Source organism: Neorhizobium galegae bv. orientalis str. HAMBI 540 (assembly GCF_000731315.1).
GTDB lineage: Bacteria > Pseudomonadota > Alphaproteobacteria > Rhizobiales > Rhizobiaceae > Neorhizobium > Neorhizobium galegae.
Window position 1 is genome coordinate 1091669 of record NZ_HG938353.1, and the last position, 14416, is coordinate 1106084.

Annotated in this window: 18 protein-coding genes and 1 tRNA gene; 9 read left to right on the forward strand and 10 right to left on the reverse strand. The window is 61.4% G+C overall.

The annotated features are described in order from the left end of the window. The first annotated feature begins 81 nt into the window (after window positions 1–81). On the forward strand, window positions 82–2223 hold the full coding sequence (locus RG540_RS05590) for a sodium-translocating pyrophosphatase (protein ID WP_038585543.1): 2142 nt from the start codon (window positions 82–84) through the stop codon (window positions 2221–2223). Between the two features lie 81 nt (window positions 2224–2304). Here the strand turns inward: RG540_RS05590 and RG540_RS05595 are convergent, their stop codons facing one another. Further along, complete coding sequence (locus tag RG540_RS05595) at window positions 2305–2820, reverse strand: outer membrane protein assembly factor BamE (RefSeq protein WP_038541863.1); 516 nt, start codon at window positions 2818–2820, stop codon at window positions 2305–2307. Here RG540_RS05595 and RG540_RS32740 point away from each other — a divergent pair. The 8 genes from RG540_RS32740 to RG540_RS05630 all read left to right on the forward strand — a co-directional run bounded on the left by RG540_RS32740 (window position 2741) and on the right by RG540_RS05630 (window position 8062). After that, window positions 2741–3094, forward strand: coding sequence for a hypothetical protein (locus RG540_RS32740; protein ID WP_162182789.1), 354 nt, complete (start codon window positions 2741–2743; stop codon window positions 3092–3094). The genes RG540_RS05595 and RG540_RS32740 overlap by 80 nt on opposite strands. Beyond that, window positions 3045–3596, forward strand: coding sequence for a ubiquinol-cytochrome C chaperone family protein (locus RG540_RS05600; RefSeq protein WP_038585545.1), 552 nt, complete (start codon window positions 3045–3047; stop codon window positions 3594–3596). The genes RG540_RS32740 and RG540_RS05600 overlap by 50 nt, the downstream gene beginning before the upstream one ends. 6 nt (window positions 3597–3602) lie before the next feature. Continuing rightward, window positions 3603–4169 (forward strand): YceD family protein, encoded by a 567-nt coding sequence (locus RG540_RS05605; protein WP_038585548.1) that lies wholly within the window; start codon window positions 3603–3605, stop codon window positions 4167–4169. Between the two features lie 153 nt (window positions 4170–4322). Then, window positions 4323–5369, forward strand: coding sequence for a phosphate acyltransferase PlsX (gene plsX / locus RG540_RS05610; protein ID WP_038549014.1), 1047 nt, complete (start codon window positions 4323–4325; stop codon window positions 5367–5369). Between the two features lie 20 nt (window positions 5370–5389). Then, window positions 5390–6361: a beta-ketoacyl-ACP synthase III gene (locus RG540_RS05615; protein ID WP_038585550.1), complete on the forward strand. Its 972-nt coding sequence runs from the start codon at window positions 5390–5392 to the stop codon at window positions 6359–6361. Between the two features lie 121 nt (window positions 6362–6482). Then, window positions 6483–6821 (forward strand): integration host factor subunit alpha, encoded by a 339-nt coding sequence (locus tag RG540_RS05620; RefSeq protein WP_007770264.1) that lies wholly within the window; start codon window positions 6483–6485, stop codon window positions 6819–6821. Window positions 6822–6975: 154 nt separating this feature from the next. After that, on the forward strand, window positions 6976–7509 hold the full coding sequence (locus RG540_RS05625) for a MerR family transcriptional regulator (protein WP_038585553.1): 534 nt from the start codon (window positions 6976–6978) through the stop codon (window positions 7507–7509). 100 nt (window positions 7510–7609) lie between these two features. Then, entirely contained in the window at window positions 7610–8062 is a 453-nt protein-coding gene (locus tag RG540_RS05630; protein ID WP_157884585.1) for a BA14K family protein, read from the forward strand. Window positions 8063–8188: 126 nt separating this feature from the next. Here the strand turns inward: RG540_RS05630 and RG540_RS05635 are convergent. The 9 genes from RG540_RS05635 to RG540_RS05675 all read right to left on the reverse strand — a co-directional run bounded on the left by RG540_RS05635 (window position 8189) and on the right by RG540_RS05675 (window position 14284). Continuing rightward, window positions 8189–8265 (reverse strand) — tRNA-Pro (locus RG540_RS05635). 178 nt (window positions 8266–8443) lie between these two features. Beyond that, window positions 8444–8593, reverse strand: a complete 150-nt coding sequence (locus tag RG540_RS32745; RefSeq protein WP_162182790.1) for a hypothetical protein — start codon at window positions 8591–8593, stop codon at window positions 8444–8446. 176 nt (window positions 8594–8769) lie between these two features. Continuing rightward, the gene (locus RG540_RS05645; protein WP_038585561.1) at window positions 8770–8958 is read right to left on the reverse strand and encodes a hypothetical protein; all 189 of its coding nucleotides are present in this window, start codon (window positions 8956–8958) and stop codon (window positions 8770–8772) included. Window positions 8959–9062: 104 nt separating this feature from the next. Continuing rightward, a complete protein-coding gene (locus RG540_RS32825) occupies window positions 9063–9212 on the reverse strand; it encodes a hypothetical protein (RefSeq protein WP_038585564.1) in 150 nt (49 codons plus the stop codon). A gap of 73 nt (window positions 9213–9285) precedes the next feature. Next, window positions 9286–9579 (reverse strand): helix-turn-helix domain-containing protein, encoded by a 294-nt coding sequence (locus RG540_RS05655; protein ID WP_038585567.1) that lies wholly within the window; start codon window positions 9577–9579, stop codon window positions 9286–9288. Between the two features lie 31 nt (window positions 9580–9610). After that, window positions 9611–10882: an O-antigen ligase family protein gene (locus RG540_RS05660; protein WP_038585569.1), complete on the reverse strand. Its 1272-nt coding sequence runs from the start codon at window positions 10880–10882 to the stop codon at window positions 9611–9613. Further along, the gene (locus tag RG540_RS05665; RefSeq protein ID WP_038585571.1) at window positions 10879–12432 is read right to left on the reverse strand and encodes an undecaprenyl-phosphate glucose phosphotransferase; all 1554 of its coding nucleotides are present in this window, start codon (window positions 12430–12432) and stop codon (window positions 10879–10881) included. The genes RG540_RS05660 and RG540_RS05665 overlap by 4 nt, the downstream gene beginning before the upstream one ends. A 99-nt stretch (window positions 12433–12531) precedes the next feature. Then, on the reverse strand, window positions 12532–13692 hold the full coding sequence (locus tag RG540_RS05670; protein ID WP_038585574.1) for a glycosyltransferase family 4 protein: 1161 nt from the start codon (window positions 13690–13692) through the stop codon (window positions 12532–12534). Window positions 13693–13699: 7 nt separating this feature from the next. Further along, the gene (locus tag RG540_RS05675) at window positions 13700–14284 is read right to left on the reverse strand and encodes a polysaccharide biosynthesis/export family protein (RefSeq protein WP_038585577.1); all 585 of its coding nucleotides are present in this window, start codon (window positions 14282–14284) and stop codon (window positions 13700–13702) included. Window positions 14285–14416: the final 132 nt, after the last annotated feature.

Consider the following 14416-nt stretch of genomic DNA (forward strand, 5'->3'; position numbering starts at 1 on the left):
TCATCCCGTGGATGTGCGCCGCTGCAGGGGTGCACGGCCGGAGGGTATGGACCATCCGGCGCTAAGGGAGAGGAAAAGCGAATGACTGTAATTCTGGGTGTGATCGTGTGCGGGTTGCTATCGATCATTTATGCCGTCTGGGCGACGCGTTCCGTGTTGGCTGCCGATCAGGGCAGTATCCGCATGCAGGAGATCGCCGGATATATCCGTGAGGGCGCGCAGGCCTATCTGATGCGTCAATACATGACCATTGCCATTGTCGGCGTCGTTGTGACGATCCTTGCCTGGGTTCTGTTGTCCGGCACCGCTGCGGTCGGCTTCGTCATCGGCGCCGTGCTTTCGGGTGCCGCCGGCTTCATCGGCATGCACGTTTCGGTCCGCGCCAACGTGCGCACCGCCCAGGCTTCTTCCCAAAGCCTTGCGGCCGGTCTCGACATCGCTTTCAAATCCGGCGCCATCACCGGCATGCTGGTGGCAGGCCTCGCTCTCCTCGGCGTCTCGATTTATTATTGGATTCTGACAGCCGGCCTCGGCCATCCGACCGGCTCGCGTGAAGTCATCGACGCGCTCGTCTCGCTCGGCTTCGGCGCTTCGCTGATCTCGATCTTCGCCCGTCTCGGCGGCGGCATCTTCACCAAGGGCGCCGACGTCGGCGGCGATCTCGTCGGCAAGGTGGAAGCCGGCATTCCGGAAGACGATCCACGCAATCCGGCGACGATTGCCGATAACGTCGGCGACAACGTCGGCGACTGCGCCGGCATGGCCGCCGACCTGTTCGAAACCTATGCGGTCTCCGTCGTCGCCACCATGGTGCTTGCGGCGATCTTCTTCGCCGGCGCGCCGATCCTCGCAACCGTCATGGTCTACCCGCTGGCGATCTGCGGCGCCTGCATCATCACCTCGATCATCGGCACCTTTTTCGTCAAGCTCGGCTCCAACGGCTCGATCATGGGCGCTCTCTACAAGGGCCTCATCGTCACCGGTCTGCTGTCGATCGTCGGTCTCGCCATCGCCACTTCGATCACCATCGGCTGGGGCACGATCGGCACCGTCGCCGGCAAGCCGATCACCGGTACGAACCTCTTCATCTGCGGTCTGCTCGGTCTCGTAGTGACCGCGCTGATCGTCGTCATCACCGAATATTACACCGGCACCAACAAGCGCCCGGTGAACTCGATCGCCCAGGCCTCGGTGACCGGTCACGGCACCAACGTCATCCAGGGCCTTGCGGTCTCGCTCGAATCGACCGCCCTTCCGGCGATCGTCATCGTCGGCGGCATCATCGCCACCTACCAGTTCGCCGGTCTGTTCGGCACCGGCATCGCCGTCACCACCATGCTTGGCCTTGCCGGCATGATCGTGGCGCTCGACGCTTTCGGTCCGGTCACCGACAATGCCGGCGGCATCGCCGAAATGGCGCACCTGCCGCCGGAAGTGCGCAAGTCAACGGATGCGCTCGATGCGGTCGGTAACACGACCAAGGCCGTCACCAAGGGTTACGCGATCGGTTCTGCGGGCCTTGGCGCTCTGGTTCTGTTTGCCGCCTATTCCAACGACCTGCAATATTTCGCCGCCAACCCCGCCCAGTATCCATACTTCCAGGGCATCGGCGAAATCTCCTTCAGCCTCTCCAACCCTTACGTCGTTGCCGGCCTAATCTTCGGCGGCATGATCCCATACCTGTTCGGCGGCATCGCGATGACCGCCGTCGGCCGCGCTGCGGGCTCGATCGTCGAGGAAGTACGCAAGCAGTTCCGCGAAAAGCCGGGCATCATGGCGGGGACTGAAAAGCCGGACTATGGCCGCGCCGTCGACATCCTGACCCGGGCTGCGATCCGCGAGATGATCATTCCGTCGCTGCTGCCGGTTCTGGCCCCGATCGTCGTCTATTTCGGCGTTCTGCTGATCTCCGGCGGTGACAAGGCTTCTGCCTTTGCTGCCCTTGGCGCATCGCTGCTCGGCGTCATCGTCAACGGCCTGTTCGTGGCGATCTCCATGACCTCGGGCGGCGGCGCCTGGGACAATGCCAAGAAGAGCTTCGAGGATGGTTTCGTCGACAAGGACGGCACCCGCCACATGAAGGGTTCGGAAGCCCACAAGGCATCCGTTACCGGCGATACGGTCGGTGATCCCTACAAGGATACGGCGGGCCCGGCCGTCAACCCGGCGATCAAGATCACCAATATCGTGGCGCTTCTGCTGTTGGCGGTGCTTGCTGGCTGATCTCTGAACCAAGCCAGACAAAAAGCCCGCGAGGAGTGATCCTCGCGGGCTTTTTGGATTTTTGTATCCGTTTTCCGGTGCTTACTTGCCGAAGCCGGACAGGATGCTGCGAGCTGCCGCTCCACCAGCGCTGGAACCGCCGGAAAGCAGCTGCTGCAGGAAGGTGAGGTCGCGGCCGCCGGTCGGCGTCGTGCGCGAAATCGTGTCGAACACCTTGCCGTCCTGCATCGCATAGTTGGCGCGACGGGCGACGACGCCGTCCTTGTCGAAATAGATGGCGAGCACCGTCTGGTCGACGATCTTCGGCTTCATGAAGGCCGCGGCGCGCTCACGTTTCTGCGAGATGTAATAGAACACCTCGGTATCGAAGGTGGCCGTCGTCGAGGGCGTGCCCATCGTCAGCAGCACCTGCTCGCGGCTCGACCCGACCGGAATGAGTTCCAGCGATTTCTGGTCGACCACGTAGCCGTTATACATGGTGTCGCCGATATGCATGGACGTGCAACCCGAGACGGTGATGGATGCGACGACCATCGCCATCGCGGTTTTACTCAAGAATGTCATCTCGTATCCGAAAACCCGCTTGTTCAACGGCATCCCCCAAACTCAACCTGCCCCTGCTGACCCTACCATTGTGGCTATTCAGGGACATAAGACCGATCCCGACCCGGATGTTAAGGCCGCGAAGATCCCACCCCGTTCGCTGATCCGGCGGAACGGCATTGCAATTCGTGCATGCTTCGGTAAACCAGCTTTCGTTTCCATGCAACATGGCCGGCGACAGGCTGGCCCATTCCTGGAGGCAAATAACGGGAATTCAGATGATCTTCGGCCTTTTCAAGAAGAAAAACCAAAACCACGCGATTGTTGACCGCCAATACTCGACCTTGACGTCGATGGCGCGTGTTCCATTCTTCTATAGCGATCTGGACGTACCGGACACGGTCATGGGCCGTTTCGAGATGCTCTCGATCGTGATGATCCTGTTCTTCAGGCGCACCGCGAAGTCCGATTCGAGCGGGCAGGAGCTGGCACAGGAGATCGTCGACGCTTTTTTCCAGGATATCGACCACTCCATCCGCGAACTCGGCATCGGCGACCAGAGCGTGCCGAAGCGCATGAAAAAGCTGGCCGGGATGTTCTATGGCCGGGTGGAGACCTATGCCGCCGCTCTCGAAGGCAAGGACGGCGAGGCGCTTGCCGCGGCCCTCATGCGGAATATCTATCCCAAGACGGAGGAGGCGCCTGGGATGCGAGGGCTGGCGGACTGGATGATCGTTGCGGAGGCGGCGCTCGCCGGCATTTCCGAGGATGAGATTTCCCGCGGGCACGCGGTTTTGCCCCTGCCGGGCCTGCTGCCGCGAGAAGAGTGAGGTTTGATGAAGAACGACAGTGGCTCAGGCGAAAAGCCCCCCTTTTCCTATCCCGTCAAAGTCGGGAATATTTCCGCCAATGCGGTGACCGTGAAGCTCGAAGCGGATGCGCGCGAGCTGGTGGGTCTCGCAAAGCTGTGGCAGGTCGTTTCGGTCGGTTCGCTGAAGGCCGAACTGCAGATCGCCCGCTGGAAGAAGGACGGGGTGCGTCTGAAGGGACGCGTCCAGGCCGATATCGTCCAGTCCTCGGTCGTCACGCTCGAGCCGGTGGCGTCGAAGATAGACGAGCCATTCGAGCAGATCTTCGTGCCTGAAGGGTCGAAGCTCGCGCGGGTCGTCACCAGCGATACGGCGGAGATGGTGATCGATCCCGATGGTCCCGATCTTCCGGAAATGTTTGTCGGCGACACGATCGATGTCGGCGAAGTGGTGGCCGAATTCGCAGCACTTGCGATCGATCCCTATCCCCGCGAACCCGGCGTCGAGTTCGCCGATCACCTGGAAGGTGATCCGGATGAAAAGTCCGGACGCCCCAATCCCTTTGCCGTCCTTAAGGACTGGAAAAAGGATTGAGGACGGGTTGTAAGCGACAGCAAAAACTATATTTTGGCCACGAATTCGCCGACACGGCCCCGCATGAGGAGCGAAGGGCCGTTGGAGACGTGAGAACTGGCGCATGGTCCCCGGTCGGGGCGTGCGTTCGGCGAAGATAAGGATCAGGGACGCGTGATCAGAATTTCTATCGATGCCATGGGCGGCGATTTTGGTCCCGAGGTCGTCATTGCCGGTGCTGCCAAGGCACTGGAACGCCACCCGGATGTGACCTTCCTCATCTATGGCCTGAAGGTCCAGTGCGAACCGGTCTTGGCGAAATATCCAAAGCTGCGGGATAAATCCGTCTTCCACGAATGCGAACTTGCCGTCAGCATGGAGGAGAAGCCGAGTGCGGCCCTCCGGCGCGGCCGTTATGTCTCGACCATGTGGCGGTCGATCGAGGCGGTGAAACTCGGCGAGGCGGAGGTCGTGGTCTCCGCCGGCAATACCGGCGCCCTGATGGCGATGGCGAAGTTCTGTCTGCGCACCATGGCCAATATCGAACGCCCGGCGATCGCCGGCATCTGGCCGACCCTCAAGGGCGAGAGCATCGTGCTCGATATCGGCGCGACGATCGGTGCCGACGCTCAGCAACTTTTCGATTTTGCGATCATGGGCGGGGCCATGGCACGCTCCCTCTTCGAAGTGGACCGGCCGACCGTCGGGCTTCTGAACGTCGGCGTCGAAGAGGTGAAGGGCCAGGAAGAGGTCAAGGAGGCCGGGCGGCTGATCCGCGAGGCCAATCTGCCGACGATCGCCTATCACGGTTTCGTCGAAGGTGACGACATCGGCAAGGGCACCGTCGATGTGGTGGTGACCGAAGGTTTTACCGGCAATATCGCGCTGAAGGCGGCGGAGGGCACGGCCCGGCAGATCGCCACGCTTCTGCGCGAATCGATGTCGCGCACGCTGCTGGCCAGGATCGGCTACCTTCTCGCCAAGCCCGCCTTCGATAGGCTGCGCGAGAAGATGGATCCGAACAAGGTCAATGGCGGCGTGTTCCTGGGCTTGAACGGCATCGTCATCAAGAGCCACGGCAGTGCCAATGCCGACGGTTTTGCTGCCGCGATTGATGTCGGCTATGACATGGCACGCAACGATCTCAACGCGAAGATCCGACAGGATCTTGCAATTTACCATGCCCGTCGCCAGCCCCCGGCTGGCCCCGAAGCGGCATGACGACAGGATGTGAGTTAAGAATGATCCGTTCAGTGGTTCGCGGTTACGGGGCAGCGCTCCCGAAGCGGGTAGTGACCAATCGCGAGTTGGAAGACATCGTCGAGACCTCCGATGAATGGATCGTGCAGCGCACGGGCATTCGTCAGCGTTATCTCGCCGGCGAGGGCGAGACTACCGCCTCTCTCGGCGAGCAGGCGGCGCGTGCGGCGCTCGACAATGCCGGATTGACGCCAGATGACATCGATCTCGTGCTGGTCGCCACCTCGACGCCCGACAACACCTTTCCGGCAACCGCCGTCAACATCCAGAACCGGCTGGGCATGACCCACGGCTACGCCTTCGACCTGCAGGCGGTCTGCACCGGCTTCGTTTATGCGATGGCGACCGCCGATCTGCATATCCGCGGCGGCATGGCGAAGCGTGTGCTGGTGATCGGCGCCGAGACCTTTTCCCGCATTCTCGACTGGAAGGACCGCACCACCTGCGTCCTTTTCGGCGACGGCGCCGGCGCGCTGGTGCTGGAAGCGGCGGAAGGCGAGGGGACGATCGCCGACCGCGGCGTGCTCACCGCCCATCTGCGCTCCGACGGCTCGCACAAGGACAAGCTCTACGTCGATGGTGGCCCGTCCAGCACAGGCACGGTCGGGCATCTGCGCATGGAGGGCCGCGAGGTCTTCAAACATGCGGTCGGCATGATTACGGACGTGATCGACAGCGCGTTCGCCGCGACCGGCACGACGGCAGACGATCTCGACTGGCTGGTGCCGCACCAGGCCAACCGCCGCATCATCGACGGGTCGGCGAAGAAACTCGGCATTCCTTTGGAAAAGGTCGTCGTGACGGTCGATCTGCATGGTAATACCTCGGCTGCATCGATTCCTTTGGCACTTTCGGTTGCCGCCTCAGACGGGCGCATCAAGAAGGGCGATCTGGTGATGCTCGAAGCCATGGGCGGCGGTTTTACGTGGGGCGCATTGCTGGTCCGCTGGTAGGGCGACAATGATTGGCCGAAACGTAAATAAGCGATTGAGCACAGGTGCTTGACCCTCGCGCTCAAGCAAAATACTCTCTATCGGCTTTGATAAGATCAATTTCGAAAATTGGGCGGGGATCATGGCCGGCAAGACAGTAACACGCGCGGATCTGGCGGAATCGGTTTTCCGCAAGGTCGGACTTTCGCGGACAGAATCGGCCGAGCTCGTCGAGACGGTCATAGACGAAATCTGTAACGCGATCGTGCGGGGCGAGGTGGTCAAGCTTTCCTCCTTCGCGACCTTCCAGGTGCGTTCCAAGAACGAGCGGATCGGCCGCAATCCGAAGACCGGCGAGGAAGTGCCGATTTCTCCGCGTCGGGTGATGACGTTCAAGGCCTCCAATGTACTGAAGAGCCGTATCCTCAAGGCGCACACGGCGCGCAAGGCGAAACTGAAGCCGGCAAGCCCTGTCGCCTGAACCTCCGCGACCTTTCCGCAATCCTGTGAACATGCTTGAATCTCCCGGCTTAAGCCGTTGAGATATGTCCGATTCGGCGCATAATCCGCGCGTGAATTGGAGGCTATGAGTCTGCCCTTGGGGCATGGGCAGCCTGCCGTTTGGAGTATGACCTTTGGAGAAGAGCCCGGACGCCTTTCGTACGATCAGCGAGGTCGCTGACGACCTCGACCTGCCGCAGCATGTGCTGCGCTTCTGGGAAACGCGTTTCCCGCAGATCCGGCCGATGAAACGCGGCGGCGGGCGGCGTTATTATCGTCCCGAGGACGTCGATCTCCTGAAGGGCATCCGCCACCTGCTCTACGATCACGGTTACACCATAAAAGGCGTGCAGAAGCTTCTGAAGATGAACGGCAACAAGTTCGTCTCGGCGATCGCGTCCGGCGATCTCGCCACGATGGAAGCGATCATGGCGGCAAACAGCGAAAAGCAGGTCGACCCGAAGATCAGCACGGCCGAAGAGGATCAGATCGTCGGTCGCCCCAAGGTGAAGCCGAGCGGCCGCTTTTTCGGCTTCGGTGGCTCCAACGAGGACGACATGGAGGTGTCGATCGGCAAGTCCAGCATCGGCAAGGAGGACCGCGCCCTGTTGCAGGAGGCACTGTTCGACCTTCTGGAATGCAAGCGCCTCTTGGATCAGGTTCGCTAATTCAACTCGCGGCAAAGTTAAGCAAAATTTACCATTCACCTCTGGTTCAGGAGAAATGGAGGATCATTTCTTCATAAAGGAAAATCAGAGGAGGTGAATTATGAAAAAAAAGCTCGCCGTCGCCGTTCTGGCCCTGATTACGGCTTTCAGCGGCGTCGCTCCCGCCCAGGCGTTTCCGTCGATCGGCGCCCCGAGGATCGAGGCGTCTCAGGATGTCCAGCAGGTGCAGTACTGGCGCGATCGTGACAGCTGGGGAGGGCGTCGCTACTATCGCGACCGCTACGATGGCGACCGCTATTACCGCCGCCATCGCCGTGGCCCCGATGTCGGTGCGATCATCGGAGGGCTTGCCCTTGGCGCGATCATCGGCGGCGCGCTGGCCCAGCCGCGCTATGCACCGAGATACGCACCGCGCTACTACGCGCCCCGGCGATATGTCGGCGGCAATTCGCACGTCAACTGGTGCTACGCCCGCTACCGGTCCTACAGGGCCTACGACAACACGTTCCAGCCCTATTACGGCCCGCGCCAGCAGTGCTATTCGCCCTACTGATATCCGTTGAACCGGATGAAAACTTCAGCCCGCTCTGCCAATCCGGTGGGGCGGGTAAATTACGTGGGGAAGTCCCGGTTCTGCGAAAAGGTTTTTGATCTGACTGAGATTTCAAGGGGATTTAATTGGTCGGGGCGGCCGGATTTGAACCGACGACCCCTTGACCCCCAGTCAAGTGCGCTACCGGGCTGCGCTACGCCCCGACCTGCTCAATGAGCATGTTTTCCCTAGTCGCTCCGCTTTGCCGGCGCAAGCTCAAAATCCCCTGATCGGAAGAAAAAGAGGATGGTCGGCATAAGAACGCGTCGGTGAACATAAAAGCCGCGTCCGAACTCGGGCGCGGCTTTCGAGGTCAACGGAGCGATCGGCCTGGGCAACAGTTCAGATTTCCGGGCAGCCGCGGCGGTTGGCGAAGGTGACGCGATCCGGGCCGTTGCGCGTGAACCCCTTGAGGGTGATGTTGCGGCTGGTCACGCGGGCGACCTGGGCAATCGCGAAAGCCTTCGTCGCGGGCAGCGGCACGGGCTTCACCGAGGCTGCAGCCGCGGTTAACCGCTCGGGCGGCAATTGGTTCCTGGAAGACAAAAATATAAGGGGATTGCAGAGGGGCTGCGGAAGATAATTTTAAATATAGAACGAAGTTACGCATGCTGGAAACTTCGGCAAGAAGGCGGGCTGAAAGATTAGCTGCGGTATCTATCTAATGATTAGCGAAAACGCGGCGCCCGGCTTGCATTCATCAAGAGTTCCTGCTGGGACGCAAAGGGTCCGAGAAGTTTCAGAAGGCGGGTTTCTTCCTCGTGATCGATACGATAGCGCTTTGCGAACTCGGCAACGCTCCAGACTTTCTTCAAGCCTTTACTGTCGATATCCTCGAGGTTCATATGCGTCGACATAAGTATCCCCTTTTCTTGCTTGTTCGAACCTAAACTCGCATGGAAAATTTTGTTCCGGACAACTCTGAGCTTCTATCGTTAATAATGTATCCTCTAATGAACCCTCACTTTTCTTGGACTTTAATACCATTCTGGCCGATGCTGAGCTCGACGCCTCTGGGCTTGGTTTCTTCGCGATAGACGTAAAAACCGAGGCCGACGACGGCGACAAGCAAGGCGCCGATAATGAGATAAAGATTGTTGGTGCGTGTCATGCGTACCCCCTGCACGTTGTCTGGCGGCGGAGAAACGCGTGAGATCTCAAAGAGTTCCCGCGCTGCAGCGATTTCAGTCGTCGTTTGCGGCGTTGAGGTTCTGGGGACGAATTCCCTCGTCGTGAAACTGCTGGCGCAGCCTGAGCCCCGGCCCGGCGCCCGCATCGTCCTCGCCCGCGCCAAGGAAAAGCACGCCCTTTGACTCGAAGATCGAACGGAGCCGATCGGTGACACCGGCATTTGCGAAGACCTGGGAGGCCTCGGCTTCTTCGATCGCGGATTTGGAAAGCCCGGATGCGGCGGCGAGTTCCTCCACCGTCATTCCTGTCATCGCGCGTGCGGCGCGGAGTTGAGAAGCCGTCAGCATGATAGGAAATCTGGAGCGCTGGGCGCCGAAGTCAAGCGGCGTTGTCGGCCGGAGAGCGGGCTCGTCGCTGCGATCGGATGAAACGATGTTCCAGCGCCACGCAGCCCCAGACGATGCCGAGCAGGAGGTAGAAATGCCGCCAGTGGTCGGTGTCGATGACGTTGCCGATGATCGCGTGGCCCAATATCATCACCCAGGCGATCATCAGATAGGCCTGCCACGGGCGTTCGCGCAGCATATAGCGGAAGCCGAACCACAGCGTCGACCAGATCATGATCTGATAGGTGATCGCGCCGAGCCAGCCGTAGGTCGTCAACGTCTTCAGCCAGATATTGTGCTCGTCCTCGCCGAAGATCTTGCCGAAGGCCATCGGGCCCAGCCCGAGCGGCCGTTCCATGGCCATGAGGAAGCCGATCTTGTGACGCTCGAAACGGCCGAGCCGGGCGCCGTCATAGTCCTGCACCAGCTTGGCGCGGTTCGTGAACAGGTCGGAGACCTGCGGGAACTGCAGCGCGATCGCCAGAGCCAGGACAAGGAAGATCGCAGCACCCCCGGCGATCGCCAGGATCTTGAACCGGAAGGCGGTGGTGCGCTCCTTGAGGAGCATGACGATCACCAGAGCGATGCCGGCAAATATGAGAAGGCCCCAAGCTGCGCGCGAGAAGGAGAGGAAGATGCCGAGCGCCAGGATGAGGATGCCGGCGATCAGCAGCGGCGCCTTTATCAGCGGTCCGGTCAGCAACCGGTAGAGGAGGTAGAGGAGGGGGGCGACGAGATAGGGGCCGAAGACATTCGGGTCCTGGAAGGCTCCCATGGCGCGATTATAGCGGGTGAAGACATGCGAGCCCGGAAAGGCGTTGAAATAGCCGAGAACGCCGAGCAGCGAGGTGATGATCGCGGCGATCACCCAAGCCTTGAAGATCAGGTTCAGGCGCCGGTGGTCGTTCTCGATGATCGCCGCATAGAAGACCGAACTCAGCGCCAGGAAGGTGGAGACGGCGAAATACATCGGCGCCTCGCTCATGTCCTTCATGACGAACATGGAGAACATGCCGCTCATGTTGAACGTCAGCATCATCACCAGAAGCGGTGCGACGGTACGCGATATCTTCAGGCCGAGCAGGAACCAGATGCCGATCTGGATTACCATGATCAGTTCGTAAGGCGCAGGCTCGGAAATGACGAAGCCGGAAAGGAAGACGCCAAAAGCGATCAGGCCGGAACCGGCCAGCTTTACGGCCGCCAGCCGGCTGTCGAAACCCACCGGGTGGCCGCCTGCGCGGTTATAGTCGAGCGTGCTCAATAGGCGTTGTCCGTGTTGAGCAGCCGGATCGGCGTCAGGAACAGGATCTTGAGGTCGAAGAGCAGCGACCAGTTCTCGATATAGTCGAGATCGTAGGCCGTGCGGGCACGGATCTTCTCGTCGCTGTCGAGTTCGCCGCGCAAGCCGTTGATCTGCGCCCAGCCGGTGACGCCCGGCTTGACTCGATGGCGGGCGAAATAGCTCTCGACCACATCGACATATTTGCGCGTACCCGTCTGGGCGAGCACCGCATGCGGGCGCGGACCGACGAGCGAAAGCTGGCCGCGCAGCACGTTGAACAGCTGCGGCAGTTCGTCGATCGAGGATTTGCGCAGGAAGCGACCGACCGAGGTGACGCGCGGGTCGCCCTTGGTGACGGCCTTGACTGCCGTCTGGTCGCTGAGGTCGGTGTACATCGAACGGAACTTCAGGACGTCGATGATCTCGTTGTTGAAGCCGTGGCGCTTCTGGCGAAACAGGATCGGCCCCTTCGAGGTCGCCTTCACGGCGATTGCCGCAGCCAGCATGATCGGCCAAGTAAGGAGGAGGCCGACAACTGAAAAGACGATGTCGAAGACGCGCTTGGCGACCGAGTCCCAGTCGCGGATCGGCTTGTCGAAAATGTCGAACATCGGCACCGCGCCGACGTGCGAATAGGAGCGGGGGCGGAAACGCAGGCGATTGGCGTGGGCGGCAAGGCGGATATCAACCGGCAGCACCCAGAGCTTGCGAAGCAGCTGCAGGATGCGGGCCTCGGCGGTGGCCGGCAGCGCGATGATCAGCATGTCGATGCGTGCGAGGCGGGCGAATTCGATGAGTTCCGCAAAGGTGCCGAGCTTCGGATAGCCGGCGACGACGGTCGGCGAGCGTTCGCTGTTGCGGTCGTCGAAAATGCCGCAGATGCGGATGTCGTTGTCGGGCTGCTGTTCGAGTTGGCGGACGAGCTGCTTGGCCGGTTCGCCGCCGCCGACGATGATGGCGCGACGCTCCATCACGCCGTTACGCCCCCAGTGACGGATGGCAAAGGCCGTGAGCTGCCGTTCGAGGAAGAGGAAAGCGGCGCTGGTGACGAACCAGGCGATAAAGCCGGCAAGCGGATAGGGCTCGCGTTCGACAAGGTAAAGGGTGGACGCCGTCAGCAGAAAACCGATCGTCCAGCAGACGAAAACGCGTTTGGCGGTGCGCGAAGCGCCACGTAGCGAGGGGATCTGATAGGTATCGGCCACCTGCAGAAGCAGGACCGTGAGCGTCGAGCCCCAGGCGACGAGGGCGAAGCGGGCGAAAAAGCCGGTGAGATCGATCGGTGCGAAAAGTGCTCCGACGCCAAGGCCGATCCCGAGCATGGCGAGGAGCTCGAACAACCGGAACTGGCCGATCAGCATCGTTGGCGAATAGCTGTCGTTGCGGAACTGCTCTGCGATCTGGCGCGCAAACGGATTGAGCACCGTGGCGTTCACCGGATCATGCTTTTCGTCGGCCGCGCGGAGTTCCGAAACCTTCTTGCGAAGGCTTTCGACATCGAACTGCTCGGACTTGTTCGGCTGGTTCATGGACCGATCCCTTTGGCCTTCCGGGTCCGGCGGCGCTGGAAGCCCCGGTGACGCTGGAAGCAATGGGAAACGCATACCAAAAAGAGGTGAAGGAAGCCTTTAGCCGCGCCCAGGATCCGGTCTCGAACCTGTCAGATCTTGATACAGGCTGAGCATTTCGCGGGCCATGACCGAGGCGGAAAAGACCGCCTTGAAGGCCTCCGGTTTCGGCATCACCGCATCCTGCCAGCCGGGCGTCGTGACCGCCTCGGTCATGACGCGGGCGAGATCCTCGGCATCGCCGGGGATGGCAAGGGCAGCACTCGCCTCGCCGAGCACTTCCGGGATGCCGCCGACCCTGGAGGCGATCACTGGCTTGCCGGCCGCCAGCGCCTCGAGCACGATATAGGGCATCGCTTCGGCGCGGGAGGGCACGACGACGATCTTCGCCATGGCGAACGCGTCGCGCGCCGGCATGGCCGGCTTCATCTGGATGCGCCGGCCAAGCCCGCGCTCGGCCATCATCGCCTCGTAGCGGTCGCGATCAGGGCCGTCGCCGACCATCAGCGCCGAAAGCGGATGACCGACCGCCCTTTCGGTGCGGGCGAAGGCGTCGATGAACACATCCGGACCCTTGAGGTCGCGCAGCATGCCGATATAGAGGAAATGCGGTGCCCCCTGGTCGGCGCCGATGGTTTCGAACTCGGCGTCCTTGATACCGTTGTAGATCACTCGGGAGACTTTTCGCGGCTTGCCGATCTTGGCCTCGTAGGTGCGCCGTTCGTAGTCGCAGACGAACACCAGCGCGTCCCCGAAATGCTCCTGGAAGCGTTCCAGCCGCAGGACGGCCTGGCCGGAAAGGCTCGACCGGCTGAAATGCAGGCTGCCGCCATGCGGCGAATAGAGGCGGGCTACGCGATACCTGTTGACCCGCAGGGCTGAGCCGATCAGCCGAGCAATGGCGCCACCCTTGGCGCCGTGCCCGTGCAAAATGTTCGGCTGCAAGCTCTTGATATGTTTGTAACTCTTGTAGATCGCCACGAAATCGGAAGGCGCAATTGCGCGGCGCATCGGAATGCGGGTGAGGCCGAGCGAAAGATGCGGCCTGATACTGTCGAAGAGGCGGTCCTCATGCGCGCCACCGGTCGAGCTGTCGCACAGGATGCCGACCTCGTGGCCGGCTGCCCGGTGCTCCTCGACCAGATCGCGCACATGGCGGAAAATCCCGCCGACGGGCGACCTGAAGCAGTGGAGTATCCGCAAGGGGGGGCTCTCCGCCATGGATCGGTCAGAACAGCCGCTCGCGGACGTAGATCGTGTCGCCGGCAAGCACCGTGGAAGAGATGACGGTGCGGCCGGTGATCACCTGGCCATTGATCTTGCGGGTGACGTCGACGTCGCGCTGGTTGCCTCGCGAGGTGAAACCGCCGGCGATCGCGATCGCGTTCTGGGCGGTCATCCCCGGCACGTAGGAATATTGTCCTGGCCGGCCGACTTCACCCATGACGAAGACGGGACGGTAGCGGTCGATCTCGGCGGTGACGTCCGGATCGCGCAGGTAACCCTGCTTGAGGCGGGAAGCGATCGAGCCTTCCAGCGCCGGCAACGTCTGGCCGCGGGCGGCCACCTGGCCGATCAGCGGGAAGGCGATGTAACCTGCCTGGTCGACCGTATAGGTATTGGTGAGGCCGGGCTGCTCGAAGACGCTGACGCGCAGCCGGTCGCCGCTATCCAGCCTGTACGGCTGCATAGTTGCCTGCTGGAAACTTTTCGGGGCGGGCGCGTAGCTCGTGCAGCCGGCAAGCGCCGTCGCAGCGAGCGCTAACGCCAGCACATGTTTGGCCATCACGCGTTTGAAGGGGGCGAAGGACATTTCCGCGTTCGAGGCTCCGGCTGTTCATACCATCTGTCCCCGTTATCGATCCGTTAGGGTTAATGCCCGGTAAAGAGGCCGGGAATTTGGGGATTTTCTTGGAGCTCCGACGCTGTACTAGGCCATTAACTC

Coding starts and splice junctions, on each gene's coding strand:
- RG540_RS05590 (WP_038585543.1), top strand. CDS start 82: ATGACTGTAATTCTGGGTGTGATCGTGTGCGGGTTGCTATCGATCATT.
- RG540_RS32740 (WP_162182789.1), top strand. CDS start 2,741: ATGGATGCGACGACCATCGCCATCGCGGTTTTACTCAAGAATGTCATC.
- RG540_RS05595 (WP_038541863.1), bottom strand. CDS start 2,820: ATGCCGTTGAACAAGCGGGTTTTCGGATACGAGATGACATTCTTGAGT.
- RG540_RS05600 (WP_038585545.1), top strand. CDS start 3,045: ATGATCTTCGGCCTTTTCAAGAAGAAAAACCAAAACCACGCGATTGTT.
- RG540_RS05605 (WP_038585548.1), top strand. CDS start 3,603: ATGAAGAACGACAGTGGCTCAGGCGAAAAGCCCCCCTTTTCCTATCCC.
- RG540_RS05615 (WP_038585550.1), top strand. CDS start 5,390: ATGATCCGTTCAGTGGTTCGCGGTTACGGGGCAGCGCTCCCGAAGCGG.
- RG540_RS05620 (WP_007770264.1), top strand. CDS start 6,483: ATGGCCGGCAAGACAGTAACACGCGCGGATCTGGCGGAATCGGTTTTC.
- RG540_RS05630 (WP_157884585.1), top strand. CDS start 7,610: ATGAAAAAAAAGCTCGCCGTCGCCGTTCTGGCCCTGATTACGGCTTTC.
- RG540_RS05645 (WP_038585561.1), bottom strand. CDS start 8,958: ATGTCGACGCATATGAACCTCGAGGATATCGACAGTAAAGGCTTGAAG.
- RG540_RS32825 (WP_038585564.1), bottom strand. CDS start 9,212: ATGACACGCACCAACAATCTTTATCTCATTATCGGCGCCTTGCTTGTC.
- RG540_RS05655 (WP_038585567.1), bottom strand. CDS start 9,579: ATGCTGACGGCTTCTCAACTCCGCGCCGCACGCGCGATGACAGGAATG.
- RG540_RS05665 (WP_038585571.1), bottom strand. CDS start 12,432: ATGAACCAGCCGAACAAGTCCGAGCAGTTCGATGTCGAAAGCCTTCGC.
- RG540_RS05670 (WP_038585574.1), bottom strand. CDS start 13,692: ATGGCGGAGAGCCCCCCCTTGCGGATACTCCACTGCTTCAGGTCGCCC.
- RG540_RS05675 (WP_038585577.1), bottom strand. CDS start 14,284: ATGTCCTTCGCCCCCTTCAAACGCGTGATGGCCAAACATGTGCTGGCG.